This window comes from Sulfurimonas sp. (assembly GCF_041563035.1).
Lineage (GTDB): Bacteria > Campylobacterota > Campylobacteria > Campylobacterales > Sulfurimonadaceae > Sulfurimonas.
The window spans coordinates 155,069-173,764 of sequence record NZ_JBFFNS010000002.1 but is presented as its reverse complement, the minus strand read 5'-3'; the positions used below and the strand labels follow the sequence as shown (position 1 = coordinate 173,764).

Genomic DNA, 18,696 nt, shown 5'->3' with positions numbered 1-18,696 from the left:
TTCCCATAAAAGAGATAGGGTGGCTTAATGGATCTGTATTTAATGCTTTTAATAGCTGGTGGTGTAATTATTTTAATTTTGGCTTACCTCTACTTAGCGACTCTCCAAGATAAAAATAATTTACGACTTAGATATGCAGTACTGAGTAGTCGTTATGAAGAGGAGAGTAAATCCTCTAAAGAAAAGTTAGAAATAATGCAAAATGCAAAGGAAGAACTCTCTAGAGAGTTTAAACTACTTGCAAACCAGATATTTGAAGATAAATCAAAAAAGTTTAATCATACTCATAAAGAACAGTTTGAGATGCTGCTTCGTCCATTTCGTGAACAAATTACAAATTTTTCAACTCAATCACGAGAACAGTTCAGTTATGAGGCAAAAGAGAGACATCTTTTAAAAGATGAACTTATTCGCCTGAAAGAAATGAATTCACAACTATCACAAGAGGCAGTAAACTTAACAAATGCTCTCAAAGGTGAGAATAAAACACAGGGAAACTGGGGTGAGATAGTTTTAGAGAGAATACTTGAAGAGTCTGGTCTTCGCAAAGGAATAGAATATAAAACACAAGCTACACTAAAATCTGTAGAAGGTAAAGCATATAGACCTGATGTAGTTATTCATATGCCTCAGGAGAGAGATATAATTATTGACTCGAAAGTTTCACTTGTTGCTTATGAGAGGTTTATGAGTGAAGATGACCCAGATGCCAAGTCTTTAGCTTTAAGGGAGCATATCAACTCAATTGGCGGACATATAAAAGATCTAAGTTCTAAAAAGTATGAGAGCTTAGAAGGAGTAAACACTCTTGATTTTGTGCTTCTGTTTATGCCGATAGAGGGAGCTTTCTTACTCGCTCTTGAAGCAGATGGGGAGTTTTTTAAACGAGCATATAATAGTAATATTTTAGTGGTTTCTCCTTCAACTTTATTGGTTACGCTGAGAACTATAGAGCATATTTGGCGTACACAAAGACAAGAAGAACATGCTAAAAAAATTGCTAGTGAGGCAGAGGCTATGTACGAAAAACTTGTTTTATTTGTTGATGAGATGCATAAAGTCGGCGCTCACTTACAAAAAGCTCAAGATGCTTACGATACTTCGATAAAGAGACTTAAATCTGGAAAAGGTAATATTATAAAGCGTGCTGAGAATATGGTGGAACTTGGTATTAAACCAAGAAAAGTATTAAATATTTCAAGTGAAGATGAATCATGAAAATTAATGAAAAAAGAATCATACCCTATCTGATAGTTGTTGTTCCTTTGGCTCTTGTATTAACCGCAAGTTTTTTTATCACTACTTTTTATATTGAAAAAGTAAATGCATACTTTTATCATGTAAAAGAGCGTGCTATAAAAGAGCATGTTGAGTCTAAAAAAGCAAAGAGTGAGATATGGGTTCAGCAGCTGAACCTTCTTTTTGATTATAGAAGTAACAGGGTAGAAGAAGATATAAAAGAAGAGTTGCAGACAAGGGTAGATATGGCATATAAAAGTGCCAGATTTATTTATGAGAAGTACGAAGGAAAAAAAGGCAATCTGGAGATTAAAGAACGCATCATTGATGCTCTAAATCAAATGACATACAGTACAAAAAAAGACTACATCTTTATAGCTGATTTTACAGGAAACAGTATACTATCAAGAAGCTCTTTACTAAATCAAAAAAATATTAGTGCATATGAAGATGTCGATGGAAGGTCTATCATCCTAGAAGAGATACAAAAAGTGAGAAAAGAGGGTGAAGGTTTTTTAGAGAGTAATTTCTATACCGGTTCCGGAAAGCAAATAATCTTGGTAAAAAACTTGGATATGTATGACTGGTATATAGGATCATCTACAAATGTATTGCAAAAGTTAGATGCTTTAAAAGCATCACTTTTAGGTATGCTTCAAAGTATACCTATGGATAGTGCTGACTTTATGGGGCTTTATGATAATAAAAAAGCTATTTTTCTATCTAAAAAAATGAGAGAGTTTCTAGGAGACGAGTCTCTTGAAGTTATAAGTGAAAATCTCTCTAAAGAGCCAACTTGGTATAAAGATAAGGTAGATGGTATTTACTATTACAGTAGATATTATGAACCGCTTGATTGGTACTTGGTCTATGGGTTTGAAATATCTAAAATGAGTAAAAAAGAGTTGAAAAAACAGACTGAGCTAGAAGAGATGCTCGACAATGAGTTAGAGTTTATAATAAAAGCTTCAGCATCTATTGTTGTGTTTGTTGTTATCTTGTCTCTTTTATTATCCAGAAAAATAAACCAGATATTTTCTCAGTACCAGATTGAGGTTCAAAAAAGAACTGATGAGCTAGAGAAGTTAAATGAGTCTTTAGAACAAAGAGTTTCAGACGGCTTAAAAGCTCATAGACAAAAAGATAAGATGCTTATTCAACAGTCAAAAATGGCTGAGATGGGGGATATGCTTAGTATGATCGCTCATCAGTGGAGACAACCGCTAAATCAAATGTCATATCTCTTTATGAACATCGACTCCGCTTATGAGTATAAAGAGTTAACAAAAGAGTATCTTGACGATAAGCTAAAAGAGGGGAATACTCTTTTAGAATTTATGTCAGTAACTATAGATGATTTTAGGAACTACTTTAGACCGGATAAAGATAAAGAGTTTGTTTTAGTAAGCGATGTTGTGACTACAAGTGTTTCACTTATGCAAAAGTCACTCGAAGTCAGTGGTGTCGAAGTGGAATTGGAATCATATGGACGGGACTTGACTCATATATATAAAAATGAGTTCATCCAAGTTATGCTGAACCTGATTAAAAATGCAAAAGATATCTTAGTCGATAAAAAGATAAAAAATCCAAAAATAGTAATTAGATCCAGATGCGAAAGAGAAAAGCTTATTGTTGAGGTATGTGATAACGGTGGTGGAGTAGATGAAAAAATAATAGATAAAATTTTTGACCCATACTTCTCTACAAAAGATAATCAAAGTGGAACAGGATTAGGACTTTATATGTCTAAGATGATTATAGAAGAGCATCTAGGTGGAAAACTGAGTGTTAGTAATTCTGAAGATGGTGCTTGTTTTAAAATTGAGATTTAATTTTACTTTTTAATTATTTATTGTTTATCTTAGTATAGAATACGCGCATATGAAATCAATTAAAAATAAAATACTATCGGTTTTGCTTTTCACATTCTCTTTTTTTGTGATGCATGATTATATAGTTGTAGTAGATCATCATTCAGACTTTAAATCTGAAGTCTATCATATGGAACAATATGATACTTCTAAAGATGTACAGGCTCATATTCATGAAGCTATTCATACTATTTTGGCTTTTAATTGTGAGTCAGAATTGTCAGTACAAGAAAAACTTCTAGATGCTAAACCATTTGTTTCTCCTTTTATTTTAATCTCCCATGTAAATCTCGTTCCACAAAGACCTCCTTTAGCTTAATCTTTTTTTCAATCTATATATTATTTTAAAAAAGGTCAACAATGAAACTAAAACTATTTTTAGTGTTTTTCATTGCTCTTAATGCTTATGCTCAAAATTTATCAGAGATTTTAGAAGCACTGCAAAAAAGTAATAAAACACTCTCTATTACACAAAGAACTTATTCAGAAATAGCTCAAAACGAGTTAGCTGATACACAGGAAGCACCAGAACTTGGACTTAGCTTATCGCATGCCGATGAGAGTACTCAAGATGGTTTAGAATATGCGGTAGGTATATCTCAAAACTTGGCTCATCCATTTTCACTTTCAAGTAAAACGGATGCAACAGACGCCTTAACAAAAGCAATAAGACAAAAGGCAAAGCATGAACTTCACATTCTTAATTTAGAAGTATCATCAAGATATCACTCAGCATGTATTTCAAAAGAGATGCGTGATGGAGCAGATCTTCTTTATAAAGAACAAAGCAGTAGATTTAATCAACTAAAACGTGCTTATGATCTAGGGGAGATCTCTAAAAAGAGTCTTCTTTTTAATAAGCTTGATTTGGCAAAGCTACAGCAAAAAGTAGCTTCTTATAAAAGAAGTTACTTAACAGAGTTATCATATCTTCAAGAATCTATAGATAATTTGACTATAGATGAACTTGTCTGTACTGATTTAGTAGAAATATCTAGAGATATTAAACTAAACTCCATCGAAGAACATGGTGAGATAAAAGAGATAACATATCAGCAAAATTCAGCTAAATCTTTTTATGATGTTTATAATTCATCATTCAAATCACTTGGGTATGAACTCTTGTATGAAAAAGAGCTGGATAAAACGCGTTATACCTTTGGACTGAGCATCCCGCTTGGCGGAGCAACTACTCAAACTCAAAAACAACAGGCTGAGTATTTGCATAAAAACTCATCACTGCTCGCTTCCAAAGAAGCTCTCAGTTGTGAAATAAAAAACGCTTCAAAATCTCTTCAACTAAAGGTAGAGACTCTCTATGATGAATACATTCTGCTCAACCAAGAGATTCTGCCTATGAGTTTAGAACTCAGACAGCTTTCAAAATCTGCTCTTAGTGAGGGTGAAGGTACTGTTATGGAGTACCTGGATGCTACAAGGTCGTATTCAGAAAACCTACTAGAGATGCTACGAATCAAAAAAAATTACTACTATGAGCTTTTTGAGCTATATAAAAAAGCTGACTTAGATTTAGGAAAAGAATCATGAAAAAAATATTTACTTTATTAGTTGTTAGTCTGAGTCTATTTGCATCTCAAACTATAGAGATATCAAAAAAACAACAAGATGACTTGGGTGTGAAAACTCAAGAAGTTACAATCATTGACTCTATTTCTGTTGGACCATATAATGGAATTGTTACGCTAGATAAGAGAGATATTATCTCTATAGGCTCAACTGTAGATGCTGTTGTTAAGAATATATATGTTAGAAAATTAGAACATGTAAAAAAGGGAGAAAAACTTATTTCTCTTAGAAGTAATGAACTTTTAAATCTGCAAGAAAAATATATTAAGGCTCTTATAGAGAGTGAAAATATAGATAAAAACTATGAGAGAAATAAAAAACTTCAAAATGAAGGCATCGTCTCACACAAAAAACTTTTAGAATCACTGCAAGAAAAGCAAAGCAGTGACTTAAGAGTTAAACTGAGTGCAAATGAACTTCTTGCGAGTGGTTTTAGTAGTGAGATGTTAGTCAGAGTTCAAAACAACCATCAACCGATCATGCAGATAAATATCCTTGCTCCAAGAGATGGAATAATCAATAAAATAGATGTAAATATAGGGGAAAAAGTAGAGTCAAACCGTGGTATGATGAGCATATATGCTGATGGAAAAAGATTTCTAGAACTCAGTGTTCCTGTTAAAGCAATAGCAAATATATCTATTGGTGATGAGTGTGTTTTTGAAGCATATAGTGCAAAGATTACGGCTATAGGAAATGTAGTAAACAGCGAGTCACAATCAGTTCAAGTACTAGCCAAAATCGATAATGCCAAAAATATTATGATAAATAGAATCTACTCAGTTCTTATCACTAAAAAGATAAGCGGTGCTGTAAAAATCAAAAAGAGTGCCTTAGTTTTTGATGGAAACAACTCTTATGTTTTTAAAAGAGTAGCTAATGGTTTTGAGGTTGTAAGTGTCACTATTATTAAAGAGGGTTCAGTTTGTTATGTCGTAAATGCTGATTTAAAAGCTGGAGATACTTTAGCTGTGAGCTCTACATCAGCACTATTGGGTGCGATGGAAACTCCAGATGAGTGAAAAGTTAATTAGTTTTGCGCTTGGGCAAAAGGTATTAGTTCTTGTAATCGCGACTGTAGTTCTTTTTTTTGGAGCATATTCAATGCTTAAGTTACCTGTAGATGCTTACCCTGATGTAGCGCCTACTCAAGTGAAAATAATTCTAAAGTCTTCAGGTATGACTCCGGCTGAGATGGAAGCTCGTGTAATGATTCCGGTCGAGCAAAACATGCAAAGTATACCAGATCAGAAAATCGTAAGATCACTGGCTAAGTATGGGCTTTGTGATATTACTATTGATTTTGCTGATGGAGTTGATATTTACTGGGCAAGACAACAGGTTGCTCAAAGATTGAGTGAGGTTCAAGATTTATTGCCTGCAAATGTTACAGGCGGGTTAGCTCCTATTACTACACCTCTTGGTGAAGTTTTGATGTTTACAATAGAGTCAGACACACTTGATCTGATGCAAAAAAGAACTCTTCTTGACTGGGTCATAAATAAAAAAATCCGTTCTATTGATGGTGTAGCAGATACAAATGCACTCGGAGGATATGTAAAGACATATGAGATAGTCCCAGATTTTGCAAAGATGAAACTCTATAAAATAAATATGAAATCACTACAGGAAGTCTTGAGTGAAAATAATAAAAATGATGGAGTTGGTAGACTTTCCATCGGTGAGCAAAGTCTTTTTATACGTTCAGAGGGAAGGCTGAAAGATATACCGGATATTTCAAACCTCATTGTAAAGTATGAAAACGGCAGAAATATCAGGATATCGGATATTGCAGAGGTCAGAATTGGTTCGCTGACAAGAGGCGGTTTTGTAACAAAAGATGGTAAAAAAGAGGCTGTTCAGGGTTTGATTCTCTCAAGAAAAGGTGTTGATACATCAGGAGTTTTAAAAAGAGTAAAAGCAGAACTTCAGATGATAGAAAAAGATCTGCCAAAAGGGACAACTATAAATATTTTTTATGATCGTTCAGACTTAGTTTCAAAAGCGATAGAGACTGTTTCAATGGCACTCTTAGAAGCACTTGTTTTGATAGTGATAGTTCTATTTTTATTTTTGGGTAACTTTGCATCCGCATTTAGTGTAGCCATCATCTTGCCTTTTGCAGGGATGATGACTTTTGTCGCTATGGGTTATTTTGGTATCACTGCAAACTTAATGAGCCTTGGTGGTTTAGCTATTGCCATTGGTATGCTTGTAGATGCTGGTGTTGTTATGGTTGAAAATATAAGTGAGCATCTATATGATGAGAAGTATAAAGATGAGCCTAAATTAAGACTGGTTATGAAGTCGGCAAAAGAAGTTGCTACACCTGTTTTTACAGGTATTTTAATCATTATTATAGTTTTCTTACCACTATTGACGCTCGAAGGCTTAGAAGGAAAACTTTTTGTCCCCGTCGCTCTTAGTATTGTTTTTGCACTTACTTCATCGCTTATACTTGCACTTACTTTTATCCCGGTAGTCAGTTATTATGTTTTAAAACAGGTTCCGCATAAAAAAGTTCCTATGATGGTCTTTTTGGAAAACAGATATGAAAAAATCCTAAAATGGTCTTTAGCGCATCAAAAAATAGTTTTCTTGGTTGCGGCAATTTTATGGATAGTCGCGGTTGGTGCTTACACTCAGGTTGGTAAGACTTTCATGCCGACTCTTGATGAGGGTAATGTAATCATCGGGATAGAGAAAAATCCATCTATCTCGCTTGAAGCCAGTAAAGAGATAGATCTGAAGATTCAACAATCTCTTATGAGAGAGGTTCCTGAGATTATATCCATAGTTGCCCGTGGCGGCAGCGATGAGATTGGTCTTGATCCAATGGGTCTTAACGATACAGATACATTTTTAGTTCTTAAACCAAAAGATGAATGGAGAGTTCCTTCAAATGAGTGGTTACTTGATGAGTTTAGAAAAGTTCTAGATGAGTTTGTCGGTATTGAGTATGGATTCACACAACCTATTGCTATGAGAATATCTGAGATGCTAAGTGGTTCACGTGGTGATATTGTTGTAAATATTTATGGTGGAGATACTGCCAAGTTAGAAAGCATAGCAAAGGATATTGCAAAAATCACAGAGTCTATAAAGGGCAGTAGTGATGTCTATAAAAAGGCAAATGAGGGTGTTGCATACTGGGAAGTAGAGTTTAAAAATGAAGCAATGGCTAGGTATGGGGTTAGTAGAGATGAACTTTCATCATACCTTCAAGCAAGTGTAAACGGTGTAGAAGTAGGTATCATCCAAGAAGACCTTAGAAGAATACCACTAATGATAAAAGGCTCAGAGAACCTGCAAACAAGTATGAGCACAAATGTTGATTTACAGTATGTTTTAAAAGATGGAAACAGTGTTGAGATAAATGAGTTAGTAAACTTTAAGATGACACAAGGACCTGTTCAGATAGACCATGAAAACGGGATGAGAAAAAGTCTTGTTCAGACAAATGTTGTCGGTCGTGATTTAGTTGGTTTTGTTGATGAGTTAAGTGGTAAGATAGAAACCTCTATAGAGTTGCCACAAGGATATTTTGTTGAATATGCCGGAGAGTATAAAAATCAGCAAAGAGCTGCTGCGAGACTCTCTTTTATAGTTCCTCTAAGTATAGGGCTTGTTTTTATTTTGCTGCTTATGACATTCAAGTCTAGTCTGCAGGCATTTTTAGTTCTGCTGAATATTCCTTTTGCTCTAATTGGTGGTGTATTCGGACTTTATTTCACAGGTGAGTACATGAGTGTACCCGCAACAGTAGGATTTATTGCTCTTATGGGTATAGCCGTGCTAAACGGAGTAGTAATGCTTAACTATTTTAATTATTTAAAGTATAGTGTAAAAGATTCTTTAGAGCTTGTTACAATAGGCTCCATTAGAAGATTAAGACCGGTTCTAATGACTGCATCTATCGCGGCTCTTGGTCTTATTCCTATGCTTTTTGCAACAGGGCCAGGTTCAGAGATACAGAAGCCTTTAGCTATTGTTATTATAAACGGTTTAGTATCATCTACATTTTTAACTTTGGTATTGTTACCTATTTTATATCATAGGTTTGTTTTGAAGAAAGAAGATTAAATATGGGATATTCGCTTGTCAGATTTACTGATAAGCGAATAAAAAAGTTTGTTATTAAATTAGTTCTAATGCTCTTGTACTAACATATCTTTTAGCTATCTCATCGATTCTGCTAGTCGCTAACATCGCAACAATAAATGTAAATACAAAGGCGTAACTATAAGCATAGTCTAGAATATATGTAAGTGCTAAAAATCCAAAAAGCGGGATAGCTACAAAAAATATACCAAGCATTAACTTTACTTGAATTTTGATATTTGTCTCAAACTTTGTATCGCATCCAACTACACAAGTAAGAGGATTCGCTTCGAAGTTTTTTAGCTCTTGAGATATATTTACAGAAATTCTTTTAGCTCTATGTTTACCTTCGACTTTTTCAAATATTTCTCTCACACTGTCGCATAAAAATCTATCAGTTCTATTTAGAAATTTTTTAATCATAGAACCTCCCCGTATTATTTATAAGTGTATTATAACATACCTCTATGTTCATAATAATTAGTCACTATATGTATGGAGCTTGTATCCGCTTCCAGATACATTTTCAATACAATTCTCAGGAACTTTTTTTCTTATTCCGCGAACTAGAGAACGAATGGCATCTTGACTCATACCGTCATACGCCCAGATAGCACTTTCAATCTCCTCATACTTGACTACTCTAGTATGATGATGAGCTAAAAGATCAAGAAAAAGAGTCTCGTTTTTTGTAAGTTTTATCTCTTTACCGTTATCATAGATGACCTTTTCATAAGCGTTATATTGTGCTGTTGGAGATAGTGAAAGATTGAATTTGCTCTTATCTTCAATAAGCTCCATAGATTTTTCTAAAGCACCGATCAGTTTTTCTTTTGTTATAGGCTTTATAATGTACTTAACAAGTTGCAGCTCAACTGCTTTTAGAAGATACTCAGTATCTGAGTGAGCTGTCGCTATGATGATTTGAACATCTTTGTCATGAGCTCTTATGTAACTCGCCATGTCGATGCCATTAAGGCGAGGCATACTTATATCTGTGATGATTATATCGGGCTTATGTTCCCTCCAGACTTTAATGGCTTCTTTTCCATCTTTTGCTTGGAGAACTTCTTTAGCAACACGTTCTAAGTACTCGACAGCACTTTTTCGCACCATCTCCTCGTCTTCGACATAAAGAATAGTGAAATTTTTTAGCATATTTTTCATAATTTATTCCTCATTTTAGGTATTATACTCTTATGAAAATACAAACACAATATAACTACGAAAAAACATGGACAACAACAAGTGAGACTGATCTTCTTAGGATGATAGAAGAAGAGATCGGAGATGCAGATCCAAAGGGAACTCTGGCTTATGTAAAAGAAGCCATAAAGGGTGGTAAGGTCATTACGGTTGGAAGTTGCAGGTTTAGACTCGAAAAACAGGAGTAAATTATGGATAAAGAACTAGAAGAAGTCAATAAGTTTTACAATATAGTAGTAGAATTTATAGCTAACTACTCTTTTCAAATTCTTGGTGCCTTAATAATAATTATTATAGGTGTTTTTGTCTCTAGATATGTTCAAAAACTTGTTTTAAGGGTTATGATAAACAATAAAATAGATGAGACTCTAAGTGCATTTGTTGCTAATTTTGTAAGATTTTTAGTTGTTGCAATTATGGTGATACTCGCACTTGGAAAACTTGGCATCTCTATAGCCCCTTTTATAGCTGCTCTTGGTGCAATTTCTCTTACAGCTGGACTAGCTCTTCAAGGAAGTGTTTCAAACTTTGCTGCGGGTATTGTGCTTGTTCTTACTAAACCATTTAAGATAGGTGATACAATAACTGTAAATGATGTTTATGGAGAAGTGGAAGATATAAAACTTTCTTACACTATCTTGAGAAATGAAGATGGTGAGCAGATAACTATACCAAACAAGTATATGATAGGTGATGTTTTAGTAAACTCATTTTCTTATCGTGTTGTTGAAGGGAGTGTTGGTGTAGCTTATGACAGTGATGTTGAAAAAGCAATAAGTACGATAAAAGATGTTGTACTCTCTCAAAAAGATGTAAATAGTGAAAATGAACCGATTGTCGGAGTTGAGAAATTTAATGAGAGCTCAGTTGATATCGCTTACAGATACTGGGTTCCTACAAAGAGTTTTTTTAAAACACAATACGATGTCAATATAAAAGTTCTAAAAGCATTAAACAGTGCAGATATAACAATACCATTCCCTCAAAGAGAGATTAGAGTTTTAGGAGAAGATAGTGTTTCAAAATAGCGATATAGCAAAGTTAATTATTAGACTTAGTCTTGGTATCATGATGTTGTTTCATGGTATTGACAAAATCATAAATGGCATAGGTGGAGTAAAGTATCTTACAACTAATTCAGGACTTCCCGAGTTCTTAGCTTATGGAGTTTATGTAGGTGAAGTAGTAGTACCTATCTTTATAATCCTTGGACTATATGCTAGAGTTGCTTCAGTAGTCTTAGCTCTAAATATGCTTATGGCTATCTTTTTAGCTCACGGAGGGTCACTATTTGAATTAGGCAAACATGGGGCACCTGTTATTGAACTTCCACTGTTTTATTTGATACTCTCAATATCTCTATTTTTACTTGGTTCAGGAAGGTATAGCGTTAACTCCAAGTAATAATTTATGCTTTTTACTGTAGGGTTAATATAGAATTTATTTATATAAGGGCTAAAAAATAAATGTTAAGTACATCAAAAGAAAGCGGAGTTGTCTGGTATAAATCACTCGGCTTTTCAATCCTTTTTTGGTTTTTACTTTTATCATTGGTTCCTCTACTTATTATCTCATATGAGAGTAATGCGATAAGTGTAAAAGGCTTCAAAGAAGCTGCTTTTGAAGATTTGAAATATTCAGCAGAATTAGAAAAGAAGTTTATAGATAATTGGTTCTACTATAGAAAAATTGATGTATCTAGCTGGTCGCAAACAAAAGCAAATATAGAGTTTTTGAATCTTATTACAGCTAAATATAAAAACAGCTCTAAAAGTTTGAAAGAGTTTATAAATAGTTCCCAATACGCGGAGACAAGAAGTAACCACGAAGCTGATTTACGTAATCTAGTAAAAGAGTATGATTATATTTATGATCTGTTTTTGATTGATAGTAATGGAAATATCTTATACACGATAACTCAAGAGGATGATTTAGGTACAAATCTACTTAATGGTGATTATTCTTCAACAAAATTTGCTTCTTCTTTTACAACAACACTTAAAGATGGAAAGATTCATTTCTCTGATTTAGAACTTTACAAACCCTCAAATAATGTAGTAACCGGTTTTTTAACTGCGCCTATGCTTGATAATAGCGGTAAACAAATTGGTGTATTAGCGGTTCAGATAAAAGCAGAACGTATTTCTTCATTATTTAATGATGGAAGAGATAAAACAATAAATTATCTACTTAGTAAAGATGGTCTTTTAATAAGTGACACGTTTACTAAAACCTTTAAGTCTCAAGTAGAACGTTCCGTATTGAGTAAATGGTATGAGACACATGAAAACTATAAACATAAAACAAATCAAGAAGAACTTGTTAGTTATAAAAATCCATTCTCTAACACTGTTATCGGGATTCCTAATGATATAGATGTCTTAGGAGTCAAATGGATACTTTTTAGTGAAATAAGTGAAGATAGTGTCTATACAATTGCAAAAAAAGTTTCATATAAAGCTTTCATTCTTTTCCTTATCACTACACTCGTTGTTGTGATAGTTTCATTTCTTATATCTCGACGTATAGTAAAGCCTATTAAGTCTCTCTCAGATGCCAGCATTAAGCTTTCTAGAGGTGAGAGGAATGTAAATCTAAATATAAATTCTAGTAGTGAAATCGGACAGTTGAAGTCCGCATTTCATATAATGATAGATTCGCTTAAAAAAAATGAAGAGCAACTAACTAAGCAGACATTAGAAGCTAAAAAAGCATTGCAAGAGCTTGATGAACAGAAGTTTGCACTAGATGCGCACTCTATTGTTGCTATTACAGATGTAAAAGGCACCATAACATTTGTAAATGAAAAGTTTATAGAAATCAGCGGGTATCCCAGAGAAGAATTAATAGGAAAAAATCACCGTCTACTTAACTCAGGACTTCATGGTATGGAGTTTTGGAATAATATGTATAAAACAGTTTCAAGCGGTAAAATTTGGCATGATGAAGTTTGCAATATTGCAAAAGATGGACATTTTTACTGGGTTGATACGACTATAGTTCCATTTATGAATGAAAATAATAAACCAAAAAGTTATATAGCAATACGAACTGATATAACAGATAAAAAATCAGCAGAGTTAGAACTTATAGAAGCAAATGAGATTGCAGAGGAAAGCGTAAAAGCAAAATCAGAGTTTTTAGCAACAATGTCTCATGAAATCAGAACTCCAATGAACGGTGTTATCGGTATGCTTGGTTTACTTATGAATACAAAACTTGATGATATTCAAAAGCATCAAGCTTCTTTAGCTCAAAAAAGCGCAAAATCACTTTTATCTTTGATTAATGATATCTTGGATTTTTCTAAAGCTGAAGCCGGAAAGATGGAGTTAGAGTATATTGATTTTAATCTTCGTGAGGAACTTGGAGATTTTTCAGAGTATATCGCTGTAAGAGCGCAGGAAAAAGGGGTTGAATTAATCTTAGACACTACAAATATTGAAGTAGACATCATTAATTCTGATCCTGGGCGTATACATCAAATATTATCCAATATTGTAGGAAATTCAATCAAGTTCACCTCTGATGGCTACATCCTGATAAAAGCTAGTTTAAACACAGAAAATGATGAAAATATCAGACTCGTTTTAGAAATGTCTGATAGCGGTATCGGGATACCAGAAGATAAGTTAGATAACTTATTTGACTCTTTTTCACAAGTAGATGCATCTACTACAAGAAAGTATGGTGGAACGGGTCTTGGTCTTGCTATAGTTAAAAAACTGTGTGATCTGATGGATGGATCTGTGCATGTAAAAAGTAAATATGGGCATGGCAGTACATTTACTGTCGATATTTCTGTAAAACTTAGTGAACATACAAGTTCTGTTAAACCTCCTCAATACGCAGAAGCTAAAAAAGTTTTGATTGTAGATCTTTGTAAATTAAATATTGATGTACTTGAGAATCAATTGCATCACTGGGGCATGGAAGTATTTAGAGCAAGAGATGAAAAGGAAGCACTTGAAATAGTTGAAAATGAAAGTTTAGACATTGTATTTATAGATATGAGCATGGATAAACTTGGTGAGTTGATACGTAATAACCCTGAAAATAAAAATGTGAAGTTGATTATGATGACACTCTTTGAGCATAGAGAGGATATTCAAAAGCCTACTCACGCTTGTTTTGATGCATTTTTTCCAAAACCTATGACTACCAAAAATATGTTTGAAGCACTCAGTCTATTATCTGGAAACAAACTTATACATAGTTCTAAAAGTGAAAATGTAGAAAAAGAGGTTTCCTTTTTTGATAAAAATACAAACCTTTTACTCGTAGAAGACAATCAGACAAATCAAATAGTGGCAAAAGGTATTTTGAATATTCTTGGACTTAAAGCAGATGTGGCTAATAATGGTCTAGAAGCTCTGGAAATTTTAAATAATGCTAGCAAAAAATATGAGATTATCTTGATGGACTGCCAGATGCCAGAGTTGGATGGTTATGATACAACAAGGGCTATAAGGGAATCAAAAGCTGGGGAAGAATATCTTGATATACCAATCATAGCAATGACAGCAAATGCAATGCATGGTGATAGAGAGAAGTGTGAAATCGCAGGAATGGATGATTATATCACTAAACCTTTAGACCCTGAGTTATTGAGCAGTATACTTCAAAAGTGGCTGATAAAAGTGGAAAAAAATACTGAGTCAGAAGTAATAATATGGGACGAAAATAGTGCTTTAAAACGTTTGGGAGGCTCAAGTGAGCTTCTAAAAAAAGTTTTAACAATATTTGTGCAAGACATACAAAACTCTATTACTTCTCTAAAAGAAGCAATAGATGCTAAAGATGCGGATAAGATAAAACTTCATGCTCATTCCATAAAAGGTTCAAGTGGAAATATTAATGCAAAAAGTTTAGAAGAAAAAGCTAGAGAATTAGAGGATGGTTCATCTACATTAAAAAATCAAGAGCTAAGAGATAAGTTTGAAGATATGAATGATATAGTAACTGAGTTACTTGTTATCTTAGATAAATATATCAAAGATAATAATTCAGAAGTAATTGAATATAAAGTCAGTAAACTAGAAATAATAGATATTATGAAAAATCTTAAAGAGGAGTTAGAAAAAGGTTCATACATAGAGACTACTGACATGAATATTTTTAACGCTGCTATAGATGAATCCATAGACTTTAAGTTAAAAAAGTTAAAAAAAGAGATAGATAGTTTTTTAATGCACGAGGCTTTGATAACCATAGAGGATATTTGCAAGGAGTATAGCTTATGAAGTTAATATTTAAAAGTACTGTTTTTTTACTCTTTGCTATATTGATAATTTTGCTATACAACACATATTTTAAGTCTGATAATGGTGTCACAAAAACCAAAATAATACTTGGGCAATCTACTGCCATGACAGGGGGAGCTTCAAGTTTAGGTAAGCCTTTTCATGATGCTGCACAATCTTACTTTGACCATGTTAACTCACAAGGCGGGGTTCATGGAAGAAAAATAGAATTAGTTACTTATGATGATAAGTATGAGCCATCGATAGCCGTGGATAACAGTCTTAGACTTATAAAAGAAGATAAAGTATTTGCTCTCTTTGGAGAGATGGGTACACCTACATCAAAAGCTGTCTTAGAAGTGGTCAATAAATACAAAGTGCCTTATTTGACTCCATATACGGGAGCAGAACTTTTAAGAGAGCCTTTTAATCCTCTAGTTATAAATTTTAGAGAGAGTTATTATGCAGAGACAGAAGCACTTGTTAAGTATGTAGTAGATGATCTTAAAATGGAAAATATTGCTATTTTTTACCAAAATGACAGTTATGGAAAAGCTGGGCTCAAAGGTGTTGAGATTGCACTAAAAAAGAGAAAGATGACTCTTAGTGCAAAAGGAACTTATGTAAGAAATACTCTATCTATCACAACAGCTCTGAACTTTATAAAAAAAGCAAAACCGCAGGCTGTGATTATGATAGGAGTGAACAAACCTAGTGTAGAATTTATAAAGCGCCTTAAAAAGGATGGTTTTAAAGATACAGTTCTTGCATCTATATCTGCTATTTGGAGTGAGTCTTTGCTTAAAAACTTAGGAGAAGATGCTGAAGGATTAATAATATCACAGATAGTTCCACTTCCTTGTTGTGATTCGAATTTAGCTGTAGCAGAGTATAAAAAAATATTTCTAAAGAGTGATGTTGAAAATGTTTGCGGATTTGTGTCTTTAGAAGGATTTTTAAGTGCAAAACTTGTAGTAGAAGCTCTGAAGTTAAGTGGAGAGTCTCTTAATAGGAAAAGCTTTATCAAAAGTTTTGAAGAACTACCTAGCAACTCATTAGATGGACTTGAAATAAGCTTGTCTGAAAATGATCATCAAGCTATGGGTAGTGTATATCTTACTACTTTTAAAAATGGTGAACTAATAGATATAAAGGAAAACAGATAGATGAGTTTCCTAGACAGATTAACACTGAATGCAAAACTAAACTTACTTATTCTAATGACTACATTATCTATATTAATCATCACAGCAGTCTCTTTTTATATCCGTTTGGAAGATAGAGATACAGTAGACCATATATATAAAAATCATGTTACACCTTTAGTAACTCTAGAAGAGATAAAAGATATATATAACATTAACATACTTGATACTATCAATGAAGAGAGGCTTGGTAATATATCTAAAGAAGACGCATTTGAAGTACTAAAACTAGCTAAAGAGATATTAGGGAAAAAATGGAATCAATTTGGACTTAAAGAGATGGATGATGATGAGAAAGAACTTTTTGCATATTCAAAAAGAGAGTATGTAAAAATCATCAACATATTAAGAGCTGATGAACATGCTTCAGAGAAGAAATATGCTCAAAATATTTTGGAGCTTAAAGATATAATTAGCCATGCAAATATTGAACTAAATGAGTATATCAAGTTCCAGCTAGAGCTTGCATATAAGGAAAAATTGCGATCTGATCATAAATATATGAAGTTTATAGTTTACGCATCATTTTTTATACTTTTAATGGCTGCGCTTTTTTACCTTTTTTCATTAAAAATTAAAAACAATATAAAGACATTGAGTAATGAGTTGATAGAGGCTAAAGAGATAGCAGAAGATAGTGTAAAGTCTAAATCAAAATTTTTAGCAAGCATGTCTCATGATATTCGAACACCTATGAATGGTGTCATCGGGATGCTAGGTCTTTTAATGAATTCTAAACTTGATGATACTCAAAGGCATCAGGCGACTTTAGCCCAAAGTAGTGCAAAAGCACTTTTAAGTCTGATAAATGATATTTTAGATTTTTCTAAAGTTGAAGCCGGAAAGATGGACTTGGAATATATAGATTTTAATATTCGCGATGAACTTGGTGACTTTGCTGAGAGTATTGCTTTTAGAGCACAAGAAAAGGGTGTGGAGCTCGTCTTGGATGTAACTGATATAGATCGAAGTATAATCAATGCAGACCCAGGGCGAATACGTCAAATACTATCTAATATAGTCGGTAACTCTATAAAGTTTACTTCCCAAGGGTTTATATCAATAAAAGCAACTCTTAATCCAATTAACTATACAGATGCAAGGTTGATTATTGAGATGTCTGATAGTGGAATTGGAATTCCTGAAGATAAAATAGCTACACTATTTGACTCTTTTTCACAAGTTGATGCATCAACAACAAGAAAATATGGTGGAACTGGTCTTGGACTTGCGATAGTACAAAAGCTTATCGATCTTATGGATGGTAAGATAGACGTGAAAAGTGATTTTGGAAAAGGAAGCATCTTTAGTATAGATATAGCTGTTAATCTTAGTCAAAACACATCGTTAGCTGTGCCTAAAACTTTTGTAAAAGATAAAAAAGTTTTAATTATAGACTCTAGTAAGTTGAGTATTGGTGTTATACAAAAACAATTAGAACACTGGGGTATGAAAATTGATAGTGCTACAAATTCTAAAGAAGCACTTTTAAAATTGGAAGAGGGTAATTTTGACATAACGTTTATAGATATGGTCATGCCAACTATGAAGGGTGAAGAGCTGGCAGAAATCATTCGCAATAATCCTAAATATGACAAAATAAAAATAATAATTATGACCTCTCTTATAGATAGAGGAGACGCCCCTCACTATGCTGATATCGGGATTGATAGATTCTTTCCAAAACCTGCTACGACAAAAGATCTTTTTTCCGCTCTTGCTACTCTGTCTGCTACTCAAGAAACTATAGATGTTGCCTCGGCTGAAAAAGACGAGAATGAACCAACTTTTGAAAAGAATATACTTCTTGTTGAAGATAATCTTACAAATCAATTAGTGGCAAACGGGATGTTAGAAGATTTTGGACTTGAGGCAGATATCGCAAATAATGGGATTGAAGCTTTAGATATTTTAAATAAATCTAACAAAAAGTATGATCTCATCTTTATGGATTGTCAGATGCCGGAACTTGACGGCTATGATACGACAAAAGCCATAAGAGCTGAAGAAGCAGGAGATATCTATACTAAAATACCGATAGTAGCGATGACGGCAAATGCAATGCATGGTGATCAAGAAAAGTGTAAATCAGCAGGAATGAGTGATTACCTTGCTAAACCAATTGATCGTGAATTATTGAAAAATATACTTATTAAATGGCTTTAAATAGAGTTTGACTATTAGTTTTTAAAATATATGATTAAGATACTATTAAGAGTTAGACTTGTAAGCTTGACGTAA

Annotated in this window: 14 protein-coding genes; 12 read left to right on the top strand and 2 right to left on the bottom strand. The window is 33.4% G+C overall.

Annotation, left to right across the window (positions count from 1 at the left end):
• The first annotated feature begins 27 nt into the window (after window positions 1–27).
• The 6 genes from ABZC13_RS03190 to ABZC13_RS03165 all read left to right on the top strand — a co-directional run bounded on the left by ABZC13_RS03190 (window position 28) and on the right by ABZC13_RS03165 (window position 8,783).
• Complete coding sequence (locus ABZC13_RS03190) at window positions 28–1,218, top strand: DNA recombination protein RmuC (protein WP_372999964.1); 1,191 nt, start codon at window positions 28–30, stop codon at window positions 1,216–1,218.
• Window positions 1,215–3,074 (top strand): cache domain-containing protein, encoded by a 1,860-nt coding sequence (locus ABZC13_RS03185; protein ID WP_372999961.1) that lies wholly within the window; start codon window positions 1,215–1,217, stop codon window positions 3,072–3,074. The genes ABZC13_RS03190 and ABZC13_RS03185 overlap by 4 nt, the downstream gene beginning before the upstream one ends.
• A 109-nt stretch (window positions 3,075–3,183) precedes the next feature.
• Complete coding sequence (locus ABZC13_RS03180) at window positions 3,184–3,432, top strand: hypothetical protein (RefSeq protein ID WP_372999958.1); 249 nt, start codon at window positions 3,184–3,186, stop codon at window positions 3,430–3,432.
• Window positions 3,433–3,473: 41 nt separating this feature from the next.
• Window positions 3,474–4,661: a TolC family protein gene (locus ABZC13_RS03175; protein ID WP_372999955.1), complete on the top strand. Its 1,188-nt coding sequence runs from the start codon at window positions 3,474–3,476 to the stop codon at window positions 4,659–4,661.
• On the top strand, window positions 4,658–5,722 hold the full coding sequence (locus ABZC13_RS03170; RefSeq protein ID WP_372999951.1) for an efflux RND transporter periplasmic adaptor subunit: 1,065 nt from the start codon (window positions 4,658–4,660) through the stop codon (window positions 5,720–5,722). Before ABZC13_RS03175 ends, ABZC13_RS03170 begins: the two co-directional genes overlap by 4 nt.
• A complete protein-coding gene (locus ABZC13_RS03165; RefSeq protein ID WP_372999948.1) occupies window positions 5,715–8,783 on the top strand; it encodes an efflux RND transporter permease subunit in 3,069 nt (1,022 codons plus the stop codon). The genes ABZC13_RS03170 and ABZC13_RS03165 overlap by 8 nt, the downstream gene beginning before the upstream one ends.
• A 54-nt stretch (window positions 8,784–8,837) precedes the next feature.
• Here ABZC13_RS03165 and ABZC13_RS03160 read toward each other — a convergent pair whose 3' ends face one another.
• Both ABZC13_RS03160 and ABZC13_RS03155 read right to left on the bottom strand, forming a co-directional pair.
• On the bottom strand, window positions 8,838–9,224 hold the full coding sequence (locus ABZC13_RS03160) for a hypothetical protein (protein WP_372999945.1): 387 nt from the start codon (window positions 9,222–9,224) through the stop codon (window positions 8,838–8,840).
• Window positions 9,225–9,281: 57 nt separating this feature from the next.
• A complete protein-coding gene (locus ABZC13_RS03155; protein ID WP_372999942.1) occupies window positions 9,282–9,968 on the bottom strand; it encodes a response regulator transcription factor in 687 nt (228 codons plus the stop codon).
• 32 nt (window positions 9,969–10,000) lie between these two features.
• On the opposite strand from ABZC13_RS03155, the gene ABZC13_RS03150 reads away from it, so the two are divergent.
• From ABZC13_RS03150 to ABZC13_RS03125, 6 genes are all read left to right on the top strand, one after another.
• Entirely contained in the window at window positions 10,001–10,195 is a 195-nt protein-coding gene (locus tag ABZC13_RS03150) for a hypothetical protein (RefSeq protein ID WP_372999939.1), read from the top strand.
• A gap of 3 nt (window positions 10,196–10,198) precedes the next feature.
• Window positions 10,199–11,035, top strand: a complete 837-nt coding sequence (locus ABZC13_RS03145) for a mechanosensitive ion channel family protein (RefSeq protein WP_372999937.1) — start codon at window positions 10,199–10,201, stop codon at window positions 11,033–11,035.
• Window positions 11,022–11,411, top strand: a complete 390-nt coding sequence (locus ABZC13_RS03140; RefSeq protein WP_372999934.1) for a DoxX family protein — start codon at window positions 11,022–11,024, stop codon at window positions 11,409–11,411. The genes ABZC13_RS03145 and ABZC13_RS03140 overlap by 14 nt, the downstream gene beginning before the upstream one ends.
• 62 nt (window positions 11,412–11,473) lie before the next feature.
• A complete protein-coding gene (locus ABZC13_RS03135; protein WP_372999931.1) occupies window positions 11,474–15,250 on the top strand; it encodes a response regulator in 3,777 nt (1,258 codons plus the stop codon).
• On the top strand, window positions 15,247–16,416 hold the full coding sequence (locus ABZC13_RS03130) for an ABC transporter substrate-binding protein (protein WP_372999928.1): 1,170 nt from the start codon (window positions 15,247–15,249) through the stop codon (window positions 16,414–16,416). Before ABZC13_RS03135 ends, ABZC13_RS03130 begins: the two co-directional genes overlap by 4 nt.
• On the top strand, window positions 16,417–18,621 hold the full coding sequence (locus ABZC13_RS03125; RefSeq protein ID WP_372999925.1) for a response regulator: 2,205 nt from the start codon (window positions 16,417–16,419) through the stop codon (window positions 18,619–18,621).
• Window positions 18,622–18,696 lie beyond the last annotated feature (75 nt).